Source organism: Ectobacillus panaciterrae DSM 19096 (assembly GCF_000430785.1).
In the GTDB taxonomy this organism is placed as follows: domain Bacteria; phylum Bacillota; class Bacilli; order Bacillales; family Bacillaceae_G; genus Ectobacillus; species Ectobacillus panaciterrae.
This window is the reverse complement of sequence record NZ_KE387252.1, coordinates 34,582-53,875: the sequence shown is the minus strand read 5'-3', so window position 1 is coordinate 53,875 and position 19,294 is coordinate 34,582. Positions and strand designations below refer to the sequence as shown.

Genomic DNA, 19,294 nt, shown 5'->3' with positions numbered 1-19,294 from the left:
GTAGAAGCAGGAAACTGTTTCAGCACGATGAACTATCCTAAAGCGTTATGGATTGAAACCTGTAACGTTAATCTGGAGATTTCAAAATATATATTGGTTCTAAAAAATAAAATGAGAGAGGAGGACTGGTTGATTTGAGATGGTTTTATATGTTTTTATATATTTCAAATTAACCAGGAGATTTAATATGAATTTAGCACAATTTCCTAGACAACGATATACACCTACATATACACCCATTGAGAAATTACATCATTTTTCTGAAGTGCTTGGGGGTCCTTCCATTTATATTAAACGAGATGATTTACTTGGGCTGACGGCTGGTGGAAATAAAACAAGAAAACTAGAGTTCCTTGTTGCCGATGCATTGGAAAAAGGCGCGGATACGTTAATTACATGTGGAGGCATTCAATCAAATCATTGCCGTTTAACACTGGCCGCTGCTGTTAAAGAGAAAATGAAGTGTATTCTTGTATTGGAAGAGGGGCTTTTAACAAATTCTGAGCCAGATTTTAATGGTAACTATTTCCTGTATCATTTACTGGGCGCTGAAAAAGTCAAGGTTGTGCCTAATGGGACGGACTTGATGAAAGAAATGCAGAAAGTAGCTAAAGAGGTAACGGAAGAGGGATATAAACCTTATATAATTCCGGTTGGGGGATCGAATATCGTTGGTGCAACGGGATATGTTGCTTGCGCTCAGGAGATTTTGACACAGTCCTTTGATCAAGGAGTCAATGTGAATGCTGTCGTTTGTGTAAGCGGTAGCGGGGGAATGCATGCAGGTTTGGTGACTGGTTTTTATGGAAATCAAAGTAAAATACCGGTAATCGGAATAAACGTAAGTAGAGGAAAAGTGGAACAAGAAGAGAAAGTTTTTCAGCTTGTTGAAGAAACCTCAGCACACATTGGCATTCCAAATTCAATCCCTCGTGAGGCTGTTACGTGTTTTGATGAGTATGTCGGACCAGGCTATGCTTTGCCTACGCCCGAAATGGTGGAAGCTGTCAAGCTCATGGCAAGAACAGAAGGGATTTTACTGGATCCGGTATATACAGGTAAAGCAGCAGCGGGACTCATTGATTTAATACAAAAAGGCACCTTTAAGCCGGACGATAACATCCTATTTGTGCACTCTGGCGGCGCCTCAGCGTTATACGCTAATACTTCGCTCTTTTATTGAAGTTTAATTATAGTGTGACTCGTAAAAACAAAAAGAAAGATGGGCAAGGTAATATCCTCTCTTTTGTAGGGAATAAGCAACTACAATTGTTGATAAGGTTCTGGTGCAAAAAATTCAAGATAATTGCAAGTAATCTCTAAATCTTGGACATACTGATATTAGTACTCTAAACTAGGAAACTTTTCACCTCTCTATATCTCTTCTGAAGTATTTGCACCAGAACCAAACAAGGAGATAGTACGACTACTATCAAAGTTATATGGTAGGGAAGAACCGAACTAAAAAGAGTATGGAGGGGAATAGTTATGAAAAGAACAATAGGGGAAGTTGTTACTAAAATAAAAGAAAAAGAATCGAATTACGGAAAACTTGTATCATTGCATTCAGTTGTACTAAATGAATATACACATTACAAAGTCATTGTTACTGCATATTACACGAAAACACTGCAAGAAACATATACCGAAAATATAGCAGTTGAAAAAGTTTATTCACTGTCGTTTGCGAAACAAACAGCAAAAGAAGTAGCTGATGTATTAAAGCAGGAATTTCCGGCTGTTGATGTCGCAGTTCGTGTAGATAAGGTTGGGGAATAACTTTCCCCTTTTCTTTTGTATTAAATTTTATTCTTGCACCAGAACCCTGTATATGTCTATCTTATAGGAGCATAGAAAATGGGAAGTAACATTCTAAACTCCAGGAACTTGGTGATTTCAGGGCGATATCAGAACTTTTTCATAATTTCATATACCGTAAGAAATTAATATTGTATAAACTATAGAAATAGGGCATTACCAATCGCTACATGAACACAAGACTCCATTCCTTTCCTACTGATTTTATAAAAAGGATAACACCGTGTTTATTTTGAAGATATTTGTTTTTGTTTACTTGATGGAGCTCTTAAAGGAAGTAAAAATAAGATAGAAGGATATACAAGTACAACAAACATGATATCTGAATAACATAGTGAAACAAGATCATTGAGTTATAAAAACAAGGCTATGTTAAATCCTGATGTTGATTTTTACGATAAGAAAACCGCCTCGTTGAAGAGGCGGCTTATTGAGCTATCGTACCCGTTAGAGTTGAGTCCCTTTAATTTGGTTTTGCATTGATTTCCGTTAAAGTTCATGCATCACGATGTCCCACCGAGTTAAGGCAGCTTGCTGCCGGCCGCGATGCGGTTAGTCGGTGCGGATGTGTCCCGGCAATTACTTCCTCGTTCCTTGTTTCCAGGACCGAGGGTCGCCCAGACCCGGAGCGTGAATGCGGTGTTAATATGATGCACCCGACTTCTTCGAGATACTTTCACACTGCTTTACTGTTTCTATTTTTACTCTAGTAATGTATATTTCAGTTAAGTCTTCTTTTAAACGTCACTTATTTATTACCGAGTTGTTCCGCCAAACCGATTAGAAGTCCTTCATTTCCACGAATGTAGCAGAGCCGATACGAGTCCTCGTACTGAACCACTTCGCCAACGAGCTGAGCACCATACTTGGTGAGTCTGGATACCATTTCGTCAATGTCTTCAACGGTGAACATGACGCGTAGATAACCGAGGGCATTTACAGGAGCAGTTCGGTGATCTGATATAGTAGGTGGGGTGAGAAATCGCGAAAGTTCAAGTCGGCTGTGGCCATCTGGGGTAACCATCATAGCAATCTCTACACACTGTGAACCCAGCCCGGTTACGCGACCAGCCCATTCACCTTCGACAGTAGCTCTTTCTTCGAGCTTCAAGCCAATCTCCTCGAAGAAAGAGATTGCGTCATCAAGGGATTCTACAACGATGCCAACATTGTCCATTCTTAGTAATTTGTTTTTTGCCATAGTTTTATCTCCTTATGTGTACAAATTTATTACCTGATCATCTTCATATTTATTCTATTCAAGAATTACTAATTCCTTCCAAACGATTAACATCTTGTCACAGTTCATGATAACAAAGATAAGTCACAGTATAGTAAAATGTGAAATTTGGTTTTCGGATATGTCATATTAACTTTTATTCTACGAAATTCAATTCGTAATTACCGTAATAAGATCGTTTTACGTAATAAAATTACGTAGATACCCCTTTTCTAAACTCCTAATATTTTTATACTTTAACAATTCGGAGTTACGATATTATCTCCTGCTTATTATTTTTGATCATTAAACTAAACTGCCTGCTAGTTTAACAAGTATAAGCAGAAAGCCGAAGTTTGTCATTCGTGTCGGTTACAGAAAACAGGCATGATTTCACCAACATATTTTTCTTATTCGATGCTGTATTCTCATATTCCTTGCTGTCTAAGTAACGAAACCAAGCCAAATAATGTTGCAAATATTTAGTTGCAACGCCGTTAAAGCGATCCATCCACTTTTTTAAGCGGCTGTGGTAGCTGTTTACGTTTTGGATATGGTACACGCCCTTTACACGTTGCTTTCCGTCGGACTTAAATCGGTAATGAGCCAAGCCCTTTGAATTCGCATAGGAACTGAATGCTCTCCACGAATCAGTGCAAAGCACGTTTGAGTCAGATATATGACCACCAATCGCTTCATCCAATTTTGTAGTCCGAATACGTCCACGCCCAAGTACGCCAGAGTAAGTCATTTTCTGACGGTCACGGGCAACGAGTACACATACTTGGTCATTACTAATACCACGATATTTGGCTTTTCCGCCGCGTTTACGTGGCTTACGATCGGCAATATTCCGTTTGCCCTTTTCGGAGAATAAGAAATACGTTTCGTCCATTTCAACGATTCCTTGGAACGCTTCAGTTGGAATCTGCTTTAGAGCGGCAAGAATCTTATGTCGCCAGTAAAACAAGGTGACGTGTGTGACTTCACCATTTAACTGCCCTGCGCATTTTCTCAGTGAATAACCCTCAATCATACATTCAATAAAGCGAATCCAAATATGAGGTCTCCTCGTTCGTTGCAGAGGGGTATTTGTAAGGTCATTGAACGTTTGGCGACAGGACTTACAACGGTAACGTTGACGTTTAACCTCTCCAGTACGGGATTTTACAGCGTGCTTCCCAAATCGCACAACAGAATGGTTTTTGCAATGCGGGCAAACGAGTCCCTCTTTATGCTTCTGCTCTTGAATTTCATCAATCGCTCGAACTGGAACCGCCACACCCTTGGTTCGGGACTGCAAAAAGTAGATAAGCTCTCGCTTACCATTATCGTCCAATGTATCAGCAAGTCTCTTCAGTTCCTTTAAATCCATGGGTAAATCATCTCCGAACAGTGATATTACCCTAATTATAGAACAATAGTTCGTATATATCAAATATCAACAACAAAGTTTAACATAGCCAAAAACAAAAAAGAAAACCTTGCTTCACAGCAAGGCCTTTGTGTTAGGAAAGTATATCACTCATAGATATTTCAAATTCTGGGAAGATATGCGAACGGAATATATCTTCTTCATTGTAAATATAAGGTGTTCTATACATACCGTTTTCTTCAAGAATATATTGCTCCACAATTTTCTCGTTAGGATAAATAAGTAAATACTCTCTTACTTATTCGGCATATGTTACCTTTTTAGGAGGAGGTTGATTCATACTCATAAGAGACACTTCCTTAATTATCTTTAGCCTAACACCACTCATGAAAAAATACAGCTGAATTATGCTATATGTCATTATAATTTAGTCTTATTGAAAGAAATATGAATGGACTAACTACATCTTAAGTCTTAGATGTAATTAATTCTAAAGTTCATTGTGCAAGGAAATAAATTTATCTATGATAACCTTATAACAGTAAATGTAAAAACTCTACAGTATGTATAAATGAGAGGTGTTTCCGCATTAACAAATTAGTTGTGAGAAGAGGCTTACATTTTATTTAGAAAAGGGGAAAATATTTGATGAATAATAAATGGCTAAAAATATTTATTCACGCAAGTACTTGGTTTGCGCCCATTTTAGTTCCCATTATCACATATTTTATCATCTCAGATCGAGAAATTAAAAGTTTGTCCTTACAAGCATTGATATTTCATTTCGTTATCGGGCTTTTGATTGCTGTGTCTGCTTTTTTCTCTTGGATATTAATTGGTATTCCATTCCTAATTGTTTTTGGAGCAATTGCCTTACTAGCTCCTATAGTTGGCATTATTAAAGCACTCAATGAACGTCCTTTTCGATATCCTATCATTGGATCTTGGGTTGCTTAAGACTTTAGAAAATATGTACTGTAAATCCTATTCGCTCCTTCATTAGGTCAATATAAGTGTAGACAAGAGGTATAGTTTAACTGTACCTCTTGTTTATTGAAATGTGAAAACTTACCGTATGTGTACAACAGAATAGAAAAATCCAGTTGAGAACACAGCCGGTTTCAAAAGTGATACATGTTTGAGATCGCTTATTCTTCATCTAGACGTTCTAACGATTCCTCCAGTGTCTCATTTCCAAGCTGCGTATATAATACAGTCGTATCAGTAGAGGAATGCCCCAATTGCATCATAACCTGCAGCGCGTCTTTTTCTTTGTTATAGAAGTTTGTAGCAAATGTATGGCGAAGTTTATGAGGTGTTAGGCGCACGTTAAATGCTTTCGTATACTTATCTACCATATTCTGAATAGCACGAACAGACATGGGCTTATACGAACCATTTTGAAGTGTCAAAAATACAGATTGTTCATCATCTGTTGCTTTATAACGCTCTTTACGGATTTTTAAGTATTCCTGTAAATCAGAAAGGGCAGAGGGGGAAGCTGAATCTTCCTTAGCATTAATGTACTCTTGAATGTACCAGGGCAACTCTTACATATTTGTATGCAGTCGCTCTAAATGGACAGTTTGCTCTCTGCGCAAAGTATCACGCCTTGTCAAATCTTGTTGAATTTCGCATTAAATACAACTTTAACGCATAATAGTTTACATAATAATTTTATGGTTATCCGTTATAAGATAAGACTTGGTTAATAAATTCTGCATAGTCATCTAAATGATTTTCAATAATCTTTTGTACAATTTCTAAATTAACCGCTTGATAGTCATGAACTACAATATTGCGAAAGTCTACCATGCGTTAAACAAGGATTTAATGCGAAGATTAAATGTTGATGAAAAAAGAGCTAGTTCCCCTCTTTTCACTATCTATGACACATCCAAAAATTAAAAGACTTTATTTTATCCTTCAAAAACCTTAAAATATTATATATAAATATTATCAAAGTAGGTGGGTTGTTTGAGTCTAACATCATTACGTTCCAAAGCTCGCAGTACGTTAAAAGGAAGGTGGCTGTCGTTTGTTGGTTATACATTTCTAATCCTTCTTCTTAATACTACCGTACCGAAGCTATTAGAAATGCTGGATCCTTCCAAGGATAGCTTTGGAATTGGTACTGTACTTTCAATTGTTTATGGATTATTGGTTATAAGTGCATTAACACTAGGAGAAAACGCTTTGTATTTAAAAGTCACTAAGGATGAGAAAGTTTCAGTAGGTATGATTTTCTCATTTTTTTCAAACTCCAGTAGTTACGGGAAAGCAATTATATATTACATCTTATCGGGTCTGTACCTCATCCTATGGACACTTTTGTTGATTGTTCCGGGCATTATTAAAAGTTTTTCTTATGCTATGGCACCTTATATCCTTATAGAAGAGTCTGATTTAACAGCGAACCAAGCCATTACAAAAAGCCGTCAAATGATGGACGGTTATAAGTGGAAGCTATTCTGTTTATATCTCTCCTTCGCGGGATGGTTTATCCTATCCATTATAACAATTGGAATTGGATTTCTATGGCTCATTCCATATTGTCAGGCAAGTGTTGCTCATTTTTATCATGAAGTTAAAGGTGAATCCGAAGCAAAAGAGGCTACAATAATAGAAAAAGAATAAAACAAAAAGAGGGTGGAATGGGGTCTGATTTGTGTTGCCCACAATTTGAAAAAGTGGGCAACGCAAGCAGGTGGTCACCAGAAAATAGCAAAGAGAACATGATAAAAAGCCTTTTTCTTAGTATAAATACCCAAATATAACCAAATTAGATACGGAAAAGAAAAGCTGCCTCAAAAGAGTCGTTATTCAACTACCTTTTTATAACGGTTTTACCGGTACACATATTTCGCAATAAGGGTTATTAATCATATCACCAGTGTATCTTTCCAAAATGGGTTTGCTATCAATTTGATATCCATTGCTTTGTAGAGCTGGAAAAATATCAGCATATGCTTTTTGAATATCTTCTGCTGTATGTTTGACTTCGTAAATAAGGTATTTTCCACCAGAAAGTTCACTTTCGCAAATTGAATCATCCATTTGATAATCCTTTGAAATCACAATACAAGCATCAAATCTACAGTTTTCAGGAAGTGTTGTCTCTGGGTTATCTTGTGGAATTGCAAGTAGGATTGCCGATTTAAGAAGATTTTTCTCCTTAGCCCATTTTTTTAACTTCTCCATTACTTCAATATTTGCAGGGCCATATGGACCAACTCGTCGCACATAAGCGATGCGATAGTTTGGAAGTGTTTCGACTTTAAATTTCATAGATTCTTTCTTCCTTATGTCCATTTTAATATCCACATGGAATCTACCAAAAACGGACCAATATTAAAAGGAAATTCCCCAAATTCCCCGGCCTTAATTTGGTACTAATAGAACAGTTCTAATCATACTCTTATCAAAGAAAACAATAAGAAGGAGTGTAAAGTTAGGTGATAAAAGTTAAGGTTAGTTTACGGCCCATTGTTAGTAAGATAAATTTACCCACTGTTTTGAAAACAACTATACTTCCGGGTGACTCAATTGAAAGATTATTTATTGCAACCCAGGTAGGAGAGATCTTTTACATAGAAAACGGATTTATAAGGACTTTTTTAGATATTCGCCCGCGAATCATAAAACTAGGTGGTTCTAATGGTGGTTATGATGAACGGGGATTGCTAGGGCTAGCGTTTCATCCCGAATTTTATTATAACGGTCTGTTTTATCTTCATTACTCAGTAGCTGGAACACAAGGTCCCGGTGCTCTTTCTGAATCTTTTCAGCCTAACCCGTGTGATCCCAGAACCTTAAACCAAAGGTGGATAAATAGAGAAACTCAATATGATCATATTGATACAGTTGAAGAATGGATTTTACAAACGAATGGTCAACCTCAAAAACGACGGACATTACTTAACTTAAGAAGACCATTTTTAAATCATAATGGTGTCAATAGCTTAAACTTTTCACCTGAAACAGGAAAACTTGTTTTAACAACCGGAGATGGTGGATCAGGCTATGATCCATTTAATTTAAGCCAGGATAATATGGAAATAGCCGGTAAAATAATTGAAATCGACGTAGTTAAGAATACATTTATCAATAATCCACCCGTAGTCACACGTTTTAATGAACTTCCCGTACCTATTCAGGAAACGCTTACGGTAATGGCCAAAGGGGTTCGCAATATACCAGGCATTTCATTTCAAAGGTTTTATAATCAGTACATCAAATATGTGGGAAATGTCGGACAGGATCTAGTAGAGTCGATTTTTTCATTCGTTCACTATAAACCCATACCGGTTACTCAGCTTATTCAAGCTTCTTTAATGAACTCTGAACCTGACCAAGAAGGAGTTATTAACTTTGGCTGGCGAGGGTGGGAAGGTGCTTTTCCTGCTTCGATTATAAGCGGCTGCTCTGAAAAGACTTTGGATGAGAAAACAATTGTTTATTACAATGAAGCAGTAAAAACTTCAGTGAGGCGTCTTCAGCCTCTAACTAGTTATTTTCATAAAGATCCCCGACCCGATAAGTTTGGAGGAACTGCACTTACAGGAGTCCAGCCATATATGGGGAATGGAAACCCCGATTTAACGGGAAGCGTTGTGTTTACCGATCTCGCCCGAAATGAAGAATCTCAACCTCCTATTAGAGGGGTTTTAGCTTATACCAGGGTAAGAACAGATTGTAAACTAAATGATTTTAGTGTTATTGAAACCGATTATAATTTTGGGTCTCAATCAGCTTATTATGTTAATTTGGGAACGAATTTGGATCAAACCAGACTATATTTAGGGGTTTATGGCTCTATGAAAGTGACTGATTTTAACCAAGGTACTGTTTTTGAAATTGTTCCATGATTCATAACAATAAAATTCGACTTCATACCAGATAAATCTCTTTCATGGATTTAATTAAATCGAAATATAAAACAAATATGAAAAAAATGTTTTTCTCAATTCCATAACTCCTATACTTACATTAAATAAGTTTCTATTAGATATGTTATTGAACAAACCTACGTCTTTTCTTTAACAAAAAGTGAGCATTTTACTTCCTAAAGGAACATCCTTTTGTGGAGGAATGTTAGCTAGTTTTAATAATAAGCAAGTTACCGTGCCTATTAAAAAAGCAAGGCCCTATTGGCCCTGCTTGTTATTTGACTATTACTTTTCCAACCATTCCTTCCTGGAAATGGTACCGACATATCAGTTCATATGTACCGGGCTTTTTCGGTTTCACGGTAATGGTTTTTTCTTTTCCTGGCTGGACTTCGGCGTTAATTCCAAGCTTTTCCACTGTGAAGGTGTGTTTTTTCTTACCTTCGTTTTTCAATATCAACGGTGTCGTTTTTCCATTGAGAATAGTGATGACTTTCGGATTAAAGTAATCGTCGTTTAACTTGACCTCAATCGCTTTCACGGTCTCCATAGGCTGAGTTACGACACCGGATTCGGCAAATACGCCCAGTGAGCCTAGAGTTGTCACAACCACAATCATTGCAAGCAAAACGACCAATCCTGTTAACCACTTTTTCACAGACATTCGCAATCCCTCCTTATCCTTAACACTATTTTTTTCTAATTCATAAAATATTATCACTATAAAATGGGTTCCAACGTGCTTTCAAATAGTAACTCTTTGATCTGAAACAGTGAAAAGAAAAAGATCGACTCTAATGACGATCTTCTGGAATCCATTCTTATTCAACTAACCTGCCCCTTCGTTTAATAAGCCAGTTGTATCATTTCTTTTAAATACGATACCGATATATGATTCCATTGAAAATAGAAGATGGATTACTTTTGTGTTCCATCACTAGTAGTCAGCTTATATGTGAACAATTGAAGCGTAGTTTATGTATCTTATGTAGTGGGAAAGCAGGATTCCTATTTTCTTTTCACATGCCTATCTTTGCCGTCTTTTCCATATTCTCCTATAGGGCTGAATATGGCATTGGCTAAATTTATGTGAAAAGTAAAAATCCAGAATCTGTTCATGCAAGCTCTCCTAACATAAGGAGGGCTTTTTTATGCTGTTTCTCGAAAGGGGGAAGTTACTATGAAAATAAATTTATTCTCTTCACTTGAAGAAAATAAAAAGTTTGGTTGGGCGGATTTATTTGTCACTATTGTTATTTTTTCCGTTCTGTTTTCCATTTTAAAATTGGGGGCAGGGATGCGCGTTCCCTTCTCACCCATACAGCATCCTACAATTAGTTTGGATCCGAGCTATCTTCCTTATTATGCAGGCAGATCGTTGCTTCGAATGCTTATCGCCTTTGCGGCATCCTTGTTGTTCACTTTCATCTATGGACGAATTGCAGCATTCAACCGAACGGCTGAAAAAATTATGATTCCTGCCATTGATATTTTACAGTCCGTACCGGTACTTGGATTCTTATCCGTTACGGTTATTGGGTTCATGTCACTCTTTCCAGGCAGTTTATTAGGTGTAGAGTGTGCTTCTATCTTTGCAATATTTACTGGACAAGTTTGGAATATGACGTTTAGCTTTTATCATTCGTTAGCTACTATCCCTCGTGATCTTCAAGAAGCAGCAAAAATAAATAAATTGGGTAGTTGGGCACGCTTCGCCAAACTGGAAGTACCTTATTCGATGATTGGACTTGTTTGGAACAGCATGATGTCATTTGGAGGAGGATGGTTTTTCTTAGCTGCCAGCGAATCGATAACTGTTTTGAATCAAGATATTCATCTCCCTGGAATAGGGTCCTATATGGCTACTGCGGTCGATCAGGGAAATATTATGGCAATTGTGTATGCCATCATCACCATGGTAATTATGATTCTCGTAGTAGATCAACTATTCTGGCGCCCAATCGTAGCTTGGTCTCAAAAATTCAAAAATGAACAAACAGAGGCGAATGAAATTACGACTTCCTGGGTCTATAATATCATCCGCCGTGCGAGATTTTTACAATACATTATTCGTACATGTAAATCGTATATCTATAACTGGAGTGTCATGATTGCAATAAAAACGAACAAAGCAAGGGAGCAACAAAAACAATTTTCAAAACTTACGCCGATACTCAAATGGCTAATTGGGATAGTAGTAGTCATCTTTATTGCAAAGTACGTGTACGAAGGCTTCTTGGAAATCAGTAAGCTATCTGTATTGGATATTCTAAAAGTCATATGGTTTGGTATATTAACAGCATGCCGTGTGTTAGTTGCAACGCTGTTGGGAATCCTATGGACTTTGCCTATAGGTGTCATGATTGGTTTTCATCCGAAGCTTGCGCGGATAGCGCAGCCCATTGTGCAGATTTTCGCTTCCTTCCCGGCCAATATGACATTTCCATTTTTGACGATTCTCTATATTAAATATGGAGTCAATATGGAAATAGGCGCGATTCCACTGATGATGTTGGGAACCCAATGGTATATTCTATTTAATGTGATTGCAGGAGCCATGGCAATTCCATCCGATTTACGAGAAGCTGTTAAGATATTACGATTAACTCGTCTACAAACATGGAAAAAACTCATTCTTCCAGGTGTTTTCCCTTATTTAATTACAGGAGGCATTACAGCAAGTGGCGGAGCATGGAATGCAAGTATTGTTTCAGAAATCGTTTCTTGGAAAGATCATACCTTACAAGCAACAGGCTTAGGTTCCTTTATTGCTCAGGCTACAACGAAAGGGAATTGGCCACAAATTATATGGGGAATTATGGTGATGGCGATTGTTGTTGTGATGGTAAACCGTCTCTTCTGGAGAAAACTTTATACGCTAGCTGAAAAGAAATATGACATTGGATAGGGTGAGGCACATGAAAAATATATTGGTCGATGTAAATCAAGTGACAAAAAAATATGATATATCTAACACCGCAGATGTAACAATCTTAGAAAATATCAACCTTAAAATTGCTGAAGGTGAATTTGTATCGATCCTTGGACCATCCGGCTCAGGGAAGTCAACATTACTTCGTATCATTGCAGGATTGGTTGCTCCTACACAAGGTTCTGTTTCTTATAACGGTGTGCCAATCCAAGGAACAAACCCTGGAGTCAGCATGGTATTTCAGTCGTTTGCTCTTTTTCCCTGGTTGACTGTATTAGAGAATGTAAAGTTAGGACTCGAAAATAAATCCCTACTTAACGAAGAAAAAGAACGAAAGGCCCTGGAAATCATTGATATGGTGGGACTGGATGGCTTTAAGGGCGCTTATCCGAAGGAACTGTCCGGCGGAATGAGACAGAGGGTAGGGATAGGGCGTGCTTTGGCGATGGAACCAGATATTTTACTCATGGATGAACCTTTCTCAGCTTTGGATGTATTGACTGCAGAAAATTTGAAACGGGATTTGTTAGAACTTTGGACAGAGAAAAAAATCCCAACCAAATCCATTATGATGGTGACTCACAGCATTGAGGAAGCTGTATATATGTCTGACCGAGCTATCGTATTATCTCGTGATCCTGCACGAATCATTGCAGATATCCCAATCACTTTAAGTCATTGGAGAGAAAAACAGGATACTCACTTTACCGAATTAGTTGATAAAATTTATTCGATTCTAACACATCGAGAGACCAAGTCCGTTGTTGTTTCTGACACGCAGAGAAAGAAACTACAATCGATCCCTGAAGCTCCCTCTGGCGCTCTTACTGGTTTTATCGAGCTATTGGATGATTTGGGAAGCAAAGCTGACTTGTATAAATTAGCGGATCAATTCAGTTTAAACCTAGAAGATTTTTTACCTATTGTTGAAGCTACAAGCTTACTGGGGTTCGCAAATGTACAACAGGGGGATATTGATCTGACCCCTACTGGTCATCAATTTGCAGAGGCAAACGTATTAGAACGTAAAGATATTTTTAAACGACAGGTACTTAAACATGTGCCTATGATGGAAAAGATTTTATGGACCCTCCAATCAAAGTCTAACAATAAAATGCCGAGAGAATTTTTTGATGAGATTTATAAGCAGCACTTTGGTTCAGAAGAAGCAGCACATCAATTGGATATTACTATTGACTGGGGGCGTTATGCAGAGCTATTCGCTTATGAAGAAGCGACAAAGCAATTGTTTCTCGAACCAGAAGAATCACAAGAAAAATATACTTTTTAATGGGGACAGGACTCCATAGAATACATGTAACAAAGATTCACATGAGGTATAAAAAGAGGATTTCCTTCTGTAATCCTCTTTTTATGTAGATAGCTGTATGGAGGTGGAACATATGGTGTGGCAAGACATGGTAATCCGTTTATTCGTAGCTGTATTCGCAGGAGCATTCATTGGAACCGAACGTCAATGACGTCATCGTATGGCTGGTTTACGAACTAACGCTCTTGTTTCGTTAGGAGCTTGTTTATTTGTTTTATTGTCAGTCATGGTAGCAAAAGAATCCAGTCCTACACGTATTGCTGCTCAAGTTGTAAAATGGCCTTGATGTAAAAGTTCCCATGATATCTCATACATGTCCTTCTGGATATTATGGGGTCTGTGTAGCAACGGAGAAATATCACGTAACGAGTATTAGTGGACATAAAAATCCAATAAAGAAGTGCTTTTTGACTTTAAAAACCTAACTTTTATAGAGAGGGCAGGATTACAGATTAAATCGTAAGACTTTTTAATGCTTCATTTCCTATAAGGGTTCTGGTGCAAAAAGAATCAGATAGACAAATCATTATGAATATTACCTATTCTATGGGTAGTTTTTATTCGGAATAAAAAATTAACACCGAATTTTTATAGTGTAAAAAACAGAAATGTTCGCTATTAACCATATATTTTTATTTTGACAAAATTAGAGGTTTGCACCAGAACATTCCAAATCATATCATTGCAGTTTAATTCGACTTCTTTCAATATTCCGCTCATTTATTTGTTGGGAGACCCCCTACAACAAGATATGGTTTTTGCGGAGCAGACACCTGTTTCTTTTCCTGTTCTTTTACACGTGCAGAAATATTAAGAAGCAAACCTACAGATGCCAAATTAACAACGAGGGAGCTGCCACCAAAACTAATGAACGGGAATGGTACCCCTGTAAGCGGGAGCATGCCTGTAATGCCTCCAATGTTTACGATAGATTGAATGGCTAGCATGCTGCCAATTCCAAGAGTCAGCATGCTAGCAAATGGATCCTGACTCTTCTTGGCCAGTTGAAATGCTCGAAGCACAATGGTAAGAATTGCAGCTAAAATCACCGCAATCCCCAGAAAACCTAGTTCTTCAGAAACAATCGCCATAATAAAATCTGTATGTGGTTCTGGCAAATACCCCGTTTTTTGAATACTATTGCCAAGCCCTAGACCACGAATACCACCTGATGCAATTCCAATAAAAGAGTTTATAAGTTGAAAGCTATTTCCTGATGGGTCATGAAATGGATCGATAAATGTTTGAATACGGGCTTTCTGTACGGATGACAACTTGGCTTGTATAACAAAATATAATGCAGGTCCCAAAACCAATGCAGTTAACCCTACTCGTTTCGATAGTAAATTGATACGTGCACCAGAACAAAATGTCATCGTACCGGCTACACCAACAATTAATAAAGCAGTTCCAAGGGCGGGTTCCTTATAAATCAGAATGAATACGCTGAAAAGATACATTCCAATTCTTCCAACCCCCTGTATATAGGAATTACTTAGTTCATGCTTTTTAGCGTAAAAACGAGCTACAACAAGTATAACAGCTAATTTTGTAAATTCAGCTGGTTGCATCCCAAATATCCACGATTGTGCATGGTTAACTACAGTGCCTTTCCATAGTACCAGAACAAGAAGTGCAAGTGTGCTAATTTGAATACATAAAGCAACTCCTCTTCTTTTCCACACAGAATAACGCATTCGAAACATGATGAGTAGAGCGAATAATCCCCCTCCCATAGCTCGTAACTGTGAAACAAAAAAGTGATTGCTCGCATATCCATATCTTGTAATAGCAACAACGGAACTTGCACTGTATACCATAATAACACCAATAGTACATAATAAGATCGTTGGAAGCACTAAAGAGTAATCCAAGGACATCCATGCTTTTTTCATATTGAATCCTCTTTCTTCTATAAATATGAGTTGTTTTATTCTATACATGCATTCTTCTAGTTCTGGTGTAAAAACTTCGACATCTTGCAGTTAATCTCCAAAATTTGAACATTCTGATACTATTCATCTAAAATAGGAAATAACAGCATGAAAGCTAATGATTTAGTCCCTCTTTTTGCTCATTATAACTTAACTACTGAACGTAGTGTTAAAGAAGTTTATGGGTTACATTTGCAAAATAAAAAGGAATTCTAACGTAAAAAGTCAGATAGCGCTTTTGAATCTCTGAAGTTTATCTAGATTAAAGTCAAATCCTGTGACTTCAATAAAATTATAAAAATATATAGACTATTGATAAAAAACAAAGTATCTAAAAGATGGATATAGCCAGTACTATGTAGCAAAGAAGTTAAAGTTAGAGCGAGTCCTGGTTTGTTACTGATATGAAGCCCTTATATAGTAGGTCACAACAGATAAATTTTAATCGAAATGTAAAAAGCCATGTTCTAGGGGGTGAGGAACATGGCTTTTTTAAAATACTAAAACAGATTAGGAAATAAATGGTATTATATGTATTGAGTAGACACACCGAAGAAAGCAATGTACTGTTAACTCTGAAGGGCTACTTTTATGTTTTTGACTAGCACCACGGGTATACTTATTATGTATTACCCTTCTCATTTATTGTTTAACGCTTTAAAAGAAAGGTGAATAAACATGGCGGAATTCCGTACGGATCCATTTAATCATTCGCATAAAAGCAGAGAAAAAAGGGCGTTTAAACGTCTCCTTAAGCGATTCTTTTTATTATTTTTTGCAGCCGGAATTATCATTTCGATTCCTTGTTTCATATACTATTCTTTAAAAACTACCAAAGCTGGGTCCAACAAAATCGTACATCATGTTGTGAAAAAAAATCCGTCCCCTGAAAAGGCTACGGCTACCCAGGAGGTAGATATTAATAATGACCCTGCAATTGACGAGTACTTAAAAAGTTTAAATTTTAACGGATCTGCGTTAGTTGTGAAGGATGATAAGGTTGTTATGAATAAAGGGTATGGTTATGCCGACTTTGAAAAGAAACTCCCAAATAATTCGGAAACTGTATACTATATAGGATCGATTACAAAAGTGTTCATTTCTACTTCTATCATGCAGTTGCAAGAACAAGGGAAGTTGAATATAACAGATTCTTTATCTAAATATATCCCTGATTTTCCATATGGAAATCAAATTAAGCTGTATAATTTATTAACTCACACGTCAGGTATTCCGGAACATTCAGAACCAAACGAGAAAATTTCCCACGCTGATTTAATCAAGAAGATTGAACAAGGACATTTAATATCCCAACCAGGAACAAAATGGAATTACAGTGATTCTAACTATTCTATACTTGCATACATTGTAGAAAAAGTAACCGATGAACCGCTCGATATGTATGTTAAAGAACATATTTTTAATATAGCACGTATGAAACATACTGGGTTTGGAGAAGCATTTTACAAAGAACAGTTTGCCTCAAAAGGATATAAGCAGAAGGAAAATGAAATGATTTCACCGTCCCTTCCCGACATGTCCCAGCTATTTGGCTGCGGTGATATATACACAACTGCATATGACTTGTATTTATTTGATAAAGCTCTTTATACTGAAAAATTATTATCAAAAGACAGCTTAAAGCAGTTTTTCACTCCATTTAAACATAATTATGCCCTTGGGTTATATAGGGATCCTGGAAGCTACTCTGATCACGGTGTGCTCCCAGGATGGAACACTTTAAATAGCTTCAGCAAAAACGGAAATGAATTCATTGTGTTGCTTTCCAATGTACAAAACGGTGTAAAATCATTGGGAGCCGTGAATAATCAGATTTATGTCATGTTAAGAAATAACCATTGAACGCCTATATTTAAAGTTATAAAATTAGCCTTTTCCGTTAATAAGCAGAAGGAAATAGTGTTTATTGCACTAGCAATGCTATTTGCTTATATTGACGCGATTACAATATATTTGCGTGACTATCATAATTTTATTCCGGAATGTTTGCGTATTGATTTGCAGTTTCAAGGACAGACAGGTATAACGGCAGAGAGTATTGCCGATTAAAGAAAAAACCTCCTGTAGGGTGCATTTGGCATCTGTAGGAGGTTTTTTATTGAGGAAGTTTTAGAATTCGTAAAAAGATACAAATTATTGGATTGTGGGACACTACCTGTTAGAACAAACGGGTGGTGTTTTTTATGTCTCATTTTTTGGATTCAGTTCAACAAGAAGAATAGCGGTTTTGGAGATATTTGTTTCCGCCAGCTCGATAGCGATGGGGTACCGACCGTATTTCACGAATTTTGTATGCTAAGGATAGAAGCCTTGATACATAAAGCTTTTTAGTAGGGGGGTTAAAAACGGGTATTTAGGGTTCTTGGACTATTAAGTGTCCAGTCGTCCTAAGAATGTTTGTTTTTTGTTCCAAAACTCATTTTCGAAATCAAAGTACCATTCAATAAGATATATATCTAATCAAAGTGTTTAAAATATGGCTGTGGTTTTCCTTTTTACCAAAATTAGGTGTAAATATATCTTTACATTCAGGCTGGATTCATCTAATCCGTTGGTAAAGATATCTTTACATTGTAGGTGAGAAAATGGGAGTAAAAAACCGAATTAAGGAATTACGAACAGAACATAACATTACGCAAATTCAGATGGCTAAGGATTTACAGGTAACGAGACAAACCATTGTTGCGATTGAAAATAATCACTACAATCCTAGTTTGGAACTAGCATTAAAGTTATCGCGTTATTTTAGTACAACGGTTGAAGATATTTTTAAGTTAGACTAACATATGGATTTTAAAAATAAGGGGGCAGGGAACTTCATGAAATTGAAAAAACAAGATGAAATGGAACAATATCAAGTAGCTAAAGCTAGTAAGAATGCCTTCATTTTTTATACACTTTCTTTATTAATTTGGTCATTATATGACAATCTTACAAATCATCATTTAGGCAATGCATTCTTAATTATGTGTATAGGTAATGTTGTTTATTTCGCTAGTCTTATTATTCAAAAGAGAAAAATCGATAGGCTCGAAGAAGAAATCATTGAGGGAAATAAAATTGTAAAATTCATTAAAAGAAATAAGTATTTAATTTTAGGTGCATTATTCATTGCTGTTTTAGTCATTATTGGCTTAATTATAAAGTAGATTGAATAAATTTGTTAATATGAGTATAAAGAATTGCAATTGAAAATTGAAGATTTAATGTTTGTCTTGAATTAAAATGTATGCATTAAAATACCAAATCCTTTGGCTATTATATAAAAAAGCAGAAAGGACTCAAATATCCTCTTCTGCTTTTTCCTGCATTAATGAAATTCTACATCTATTCTTCTCTTGTTATCGTTTTTTAATTTTGGAATATGTACCTCTAGTACACCATTCTTATAAGATGCTTTTACACCTTCGTTTGACACTGTGCCTGGAAGTGACACAGACCGATTAAAATGCCCAACAAACCGCTCCTGTCTATGTATGCGTCCTTCCCTTATTTCATTTGTTCGATTGATTGTTCCACTAATAGTAAGCTTATTGTTTTCTATATCAATGTTTACATCTTCTTTCTTTTCCAGTCCGGGGATATCACAAATTGCGACAACCTCATTTTCTGTTTCATGAACATCTATTCGCAGTCCCAAAAAATGATCTTCAAGTCCCCGGTTAGTCGTTGGAAAATCCATAAAAAAGCGATCAAACTCTCGTCTTACATTGTCAAGATGACGAAATGGTTCATAAGGTATTAACGCCATTTTATTTCCCTCCACTTCATTTATT

General features: G+C 36.7%; 18 protein-coding genes and 2 pseudogenes. 12 read left to right on the top strand and 8 right to left on the bottom strand.

Going from position 1 to position 19,294, the window contains the following annotated elements; translation table 11 throughout:
- Nucleotides 1-187 precede the first annotated feature (187 nt).
- Together cuyA and H540_RS0127095 are read left to right on the top strand one after the other, a co-directional pair.
- A complete protein-coding gene (gene cuyA / locus H540_RS0127100) occupies nucleotides 188-1,183 on the top strand; it encodes a D-cysteate sulfo-lyase (protein ID WP_028403237.1) in 996 nt (331 codons plus the stop codon).
- Between the two features lie 305 nt (nucleotides 1,184-1,488).
- Nucleotides 1,489-1,779 (top strand): hypothetical protein, encoded by a 291-nt coding sequence (locus tag H540_RS0127095; RefSeq protein ID WP_028403236.1) that lies wholly within the window; start codon nucleotides 1,489-1,491, stop codon nucleotides 1,777-1,779.
- A gap of 787 nt (nucleotides 1,780-2,566) precedes the next feature.
- Here H540_RS0127095 and H540_RS0127090 read toward each other — a convergent pair.
- Both H540_RS0127090 and H540_RS0127085 read right to left on the bottom strand, forming a co-directional pair.
- Entirely contained in the window at nucleotides 2,567-3,019 is a 453-nt protein-coding gene (locus H540_RS0127090) for a VOC family protein (RefSeq protein WP_028403235.1), read from the bottom strand.
- 346 nt (nucleotides 3,020-3,365) lie between these two features.
- Nucleotides 3,366-4,412, bottom strand: coding sequence for an IS1595 family transposase (locus H540_RS0127085; RefSeq protein WP_051317311.1), 1,047 nt, complete (start codon nucleotides 4,410-4,412; stop codon nucleotides 3,366-3,368).
- Nucleotides 4,413-5,060: 648 nt separating this feature from the next.
- On the opposite strand from H540_RS0127085, the gene H540_RS0127080 reads away from it, so the two are divergent.
- Complete coding sequence (locus H540_RS0127080) at nucleotides 5,061-5,369, top strand: magnetosome magnetite crystal formation protein family (RefSeq protein ID WP_028403233.1); 309 nt, start codon at nucleotides 5,061-5,063, stop codon at nucleotides 5,367-5,369.
- Between the two features lie 191 nt (nucleotides 5,370-5,560).
- Here H540_RS0127080 and H540_RS0127075 read toward each other — a convergent pair whose 3' ends face one another.
- Both H540_RS0127075 and H540_RS32765 read right to left on the bottom strand, forming a co-directional pair.
- Nucleotides 5,561-5,959 carry a tyrosine-type recombinase/integrase gene (locus tag H540_RS0127075; RefSeq protein ID WP_028403232.1) on the bottom strand — a complete coding sequence of 133 codons (399 nt, stop codon included), beginning with the start codon at nucleotides 5,957-5,959 and terminating at the stop codon, nucleotides 5,561-5,563.
- Between the two features lie 136 nt (nucleotides 5,960-6,095).
- A pseudogene (locus tag H540_RS32765) lies at nucleotides 6,096-6,227 on the bottom strand (HepT-like ribonuclease domain-containing protein); the annotation flags it as partial.
- 162 nt (nucleotides 6,228-6,389) lie between these two features.
- Here H540_RS32765 and H540_RS0127070 point away from each other — a divergent pair.
- Nucleotides 6,390-7,049 (top strand): DUF975 family protein, encoded by a 660-nt coding sequence (locus tag H540_RS0127070; RefSeq protein ID WP_028403231.1) that lies wholly within the window; start codon nucleotides 6,390-6,392, stop codon nucleotides 7,047-7,049.
- A gap of 198 nt (nucleotides 7,050-7,247) precedes the next feature.
- Here H540_RS0127070 and H540_RS0127065 read toward each other — a convergent pair whose 3' ends face one another.
- Nucleotides 7,248-7,700, bottom strand: coding sequence for an AraC family transcriptional regulator (locus tag H540_RS0127065; protein WP_028403230.1), 453 nt, complete (start codon nucleotides 7,698-7,700; stop codon nucleotides 7,248-7,250).
- A gap of 167 nt (nucleotides 7,701-7,867) precedes the next feature.
- Between H540_RS0127065 and H540_RS0127060 the strand changes: the two genes are divergently transcribed.
- Nucleotides 7,868-9,280, top strand: a complete 1,413-nt coding sequence (locus H540_RS0127060) for a PQQ-dependent sugar dehydrogenase (RefSeq protein ID WP_028403229.1) — start codon at nucleotides 7,868-7,870, stop codon at nucleotides 9,278-9,280.
- 295 nt (nucleotides 9,281-9,575) lie between these two features.
- On the opposite strand, the gene H540_RS0127055 is transcribed toward H540_RS0127060, so the two are convergent.
- A complete protein-coding gene (locus H540_RS0127055; RefSeq protein WP_028403228.1) occupies nucleotides 9,576-9,965 on the bottom strand; it encodes a cupredoxin domain-containing protein in 390 nt (129 codons plus the stop codon).
- 516 nt (nucleotides 9,966-10,481) lie between these two features.
- On the opposite strand from H540_RS0127055, the gene H540_RS0127045 reads away from it, so the two are divergent.
- The 3 genes and pseudogenes from H540_RS0127045 to H540_RS32760 form a co-directional block, all read left to right on the top strand.
- Nucleotides 10,482-12,209 (top strand): ABC transporter permease, encoded by a 1,728-nt coding sequence (locus H540_RS0127045; protein WP_028403227.1) that lies wholly within the window; start codon nucleotides 10,482-10,484, stop codon nucleotides 12,207-12,209.
- Between the two features lie 10 nt (nucleotides 12,210-12,219).
- Nucleotides 12,220-13,524, top strand: a complete 1,305-nt coding sequence (locus H540_RS0127040) for an ABC transporter ATP-binding protein (RefSeq protein ID WP_081415297.1) — start codon at nucleotides 12,220-12,222, stop codon at nucleotides 13,522-13,524.
- Nucleotides 13,525-13,636: 112 nt separating this feature from the next.
- Nucleotides 13,637-13,837 (top strand): annotated as a pseudogene (locus H540_RS32760) (MgtC/SapB family protein); the annotation flags it as partial.
- A gap of 442 nt (nucleotides 13,838-14,279) precedes the next feature.
- On the opposite strand, the gene H540_RS31055 reads toward H540_RS32760, so the two are convergent.
- Nucleotides 14,280-15,458: an FtsW/RodA/SpoVE family cell cycle protein gene (locus H540_RS31055; protein ID WP_081415296.1), complete on the bottom strand. Its 1,179-nt coding sequence runs from the start codon at nucleotides 15,456-15,458 to the stop codon at nucleotides 14,280-14,282.
- A 717-nt stretch (nucleotides 15,459-16,175) separates the two neighbouring features.
- On the opposite strand from H540_RS31055, the gene H540_RS31050 reads away from it, so the two are divergent.
- From H540_RS31050 to H540_RS0127005, 4 genes are all read left to right on the top strand, one after another.
- Nucleotides 16,176-17,360, top strand: a complete 1,185-nt coding sequence (locus H540_RS31050; protein WP_051317310.1) for a serine hydrolase domain-containing protein — start codon at nucleotides 16,176-16,178, stop codon at nucleotides 17,358-17,360.
- A gap of 57 nt (nucleotides 17,361-17,417) precedes the next feature.
- Complete coding sequence (locus H540_RS35335; RefSeq protein ID WP_155891163.1) at nucleotides 17,418-17,567, top strand: hypothetical protein; 150 nt, start codon at nucleotides 17,418-17,420, stop codon at nucleotides 17,565-17,567.
- A 536-nt stretch (nucleotides 17,568-18,103) separates the two neighbouring features.
- Nucleotides 18,104-18,301, top strand: a complete 198-nt coding sequence (locus tag H540_RS0127010) for a helix-turn-helix transcriptional regulator (RefSeq protein ID WP_028403225.1) — start codon at nucleotides 18,104-18,106, stop codon at nucleotides 18,299-18,301.
- A gap of 36 nt (nucleotides 18,302-18,337) precedes the next feature.
- The gene (locus tag H540_RS0127005; RefSeq protein ID WP_028403224.1) at nucleotides 18,338-18,667 is read left to right on the top strand and encodes a hypothetical protein; all 330 of its coding nucleotides are present in this window, start codon (nucleotides 18,338-18,340) and stop codon (nucleotides 18,665-18,667) included.
- A gap of 161 nt (nucleotides 18,668-18,828) precedes the next feature.
- Here the strand turns inward: H540_RS0127005 and H540_RS0127000 are convergent, their stop codons facing one another.
- Nucleotides 18,829-19,269 carry an Hsp20/alpha crystallin family protein gene (locus H540_RS0127000; protein ID WP_028403223.1) on the bottom strand — a complete coding sequence of 147 codons (441 nt, stop codon included), beginning with the start codon at nucleotides 19,267-19,269 and terminating at the stop codon, nucleotides 18,829-18,831.
- Between the last annotated feature and the right edge of the window lie 25 nt (nucleotides 19,270-19,294).

Bases quoted from the DNA above. Each gene is read 5' to 3' on its own strand.
- H540_RS0127055 (WP_028403228.1), bottom strand. From the start codon at position 9,965: ATGTCTGTGAAAAAGTGGTTAACAGGATTGGTCGTTTTGCTTGCAATG.
- H540_RS0127045 (WP_028403227.1), top strand. From the start codon at position 10,482: ATGAAAATAAATTTATTCTCTTCACTTGAAGAAAATAAAAAGTTTGGT.
- H540_RS0127040 (WP_081415297.1), top strand. From the start codon at position 12,220: ATGAAAAATATATTGGTCGATGTAAATCAAGTGACAAAAAAATATGAT.
- H540_RS0127000 (WP_028403223.1), bottom strand. From the start codon at position 19,269: ATGGCGTTAATACCTTATGAACCATTTCGTCATCTTGACAATGTAAGA.
- H540_RS0127010 (WP_028403225.1), top strand. From the start codon at position 18,104: ATGGGAGTAAAAAACCGAATTAAGGAATTACGAACAGAACATAACATT.
- cuyA (WP_028403237.1), top strand. From the start codon at position 188: ATGAATTTAGCACAATTTCCTAGACAACGATATACACCTACATATACA.
- H540_RS0127005 (WP_028403224.1), top strand. From the start codon at position 18,338: ATGAAATTGAAAAAACAAGATGAAATGGAACAATATCAAGTAGCTAAA.
- H540_RS0127065 (WP_028403230.1), bottom strand. From the start codon at position 7,700: ATGAAATTTAAAGTCGAAACACTTCCAAACTATCGCATCGCTTATGTG.
- H540_RS0127090 (WP_028403235.1), bottom strand. From the start codon at position 3,019: ATGGCAAAAAACAAATTACTAAGAATGGACAATGTTGGCATCGTTGTA.
- H540_RS0127095 (WP_028403236.1), top strand. From the start codon at position 1,489: ATGAAAAGAACAATAGGGGAAGTTGTTACTAAAATAAAAGAAAAAGAA.
- H540_RS31050 (WP_051317310.1), top strand. From the start codon at position 16,176: ATGGCGGAATTCCGTACGGATCCATTTAATCATTCGCATAAAAGCAGA.
- H540_RS0127085 (WP_051317311.1), bottom strand. From the start codon at position 4,412: ATGGATTTAAAGGAACTGAAGAGACTTGCTGATACATTGGACGATAAT.
- H540_RS0127080 (WP_028403233.1), top strand. From the start codon at position 5,061: ATGAATAATAAATGGCTAAAAATATTTATTCACGCAAGTACTTGGTTT.
- H540_RS31055 (WP_081415296.1), bottom strand. From the start codon at position 15,458: ATGAAAAAAGCATGGATGTCCTTGGATTACTCTTTAGTGCTTCCAACG.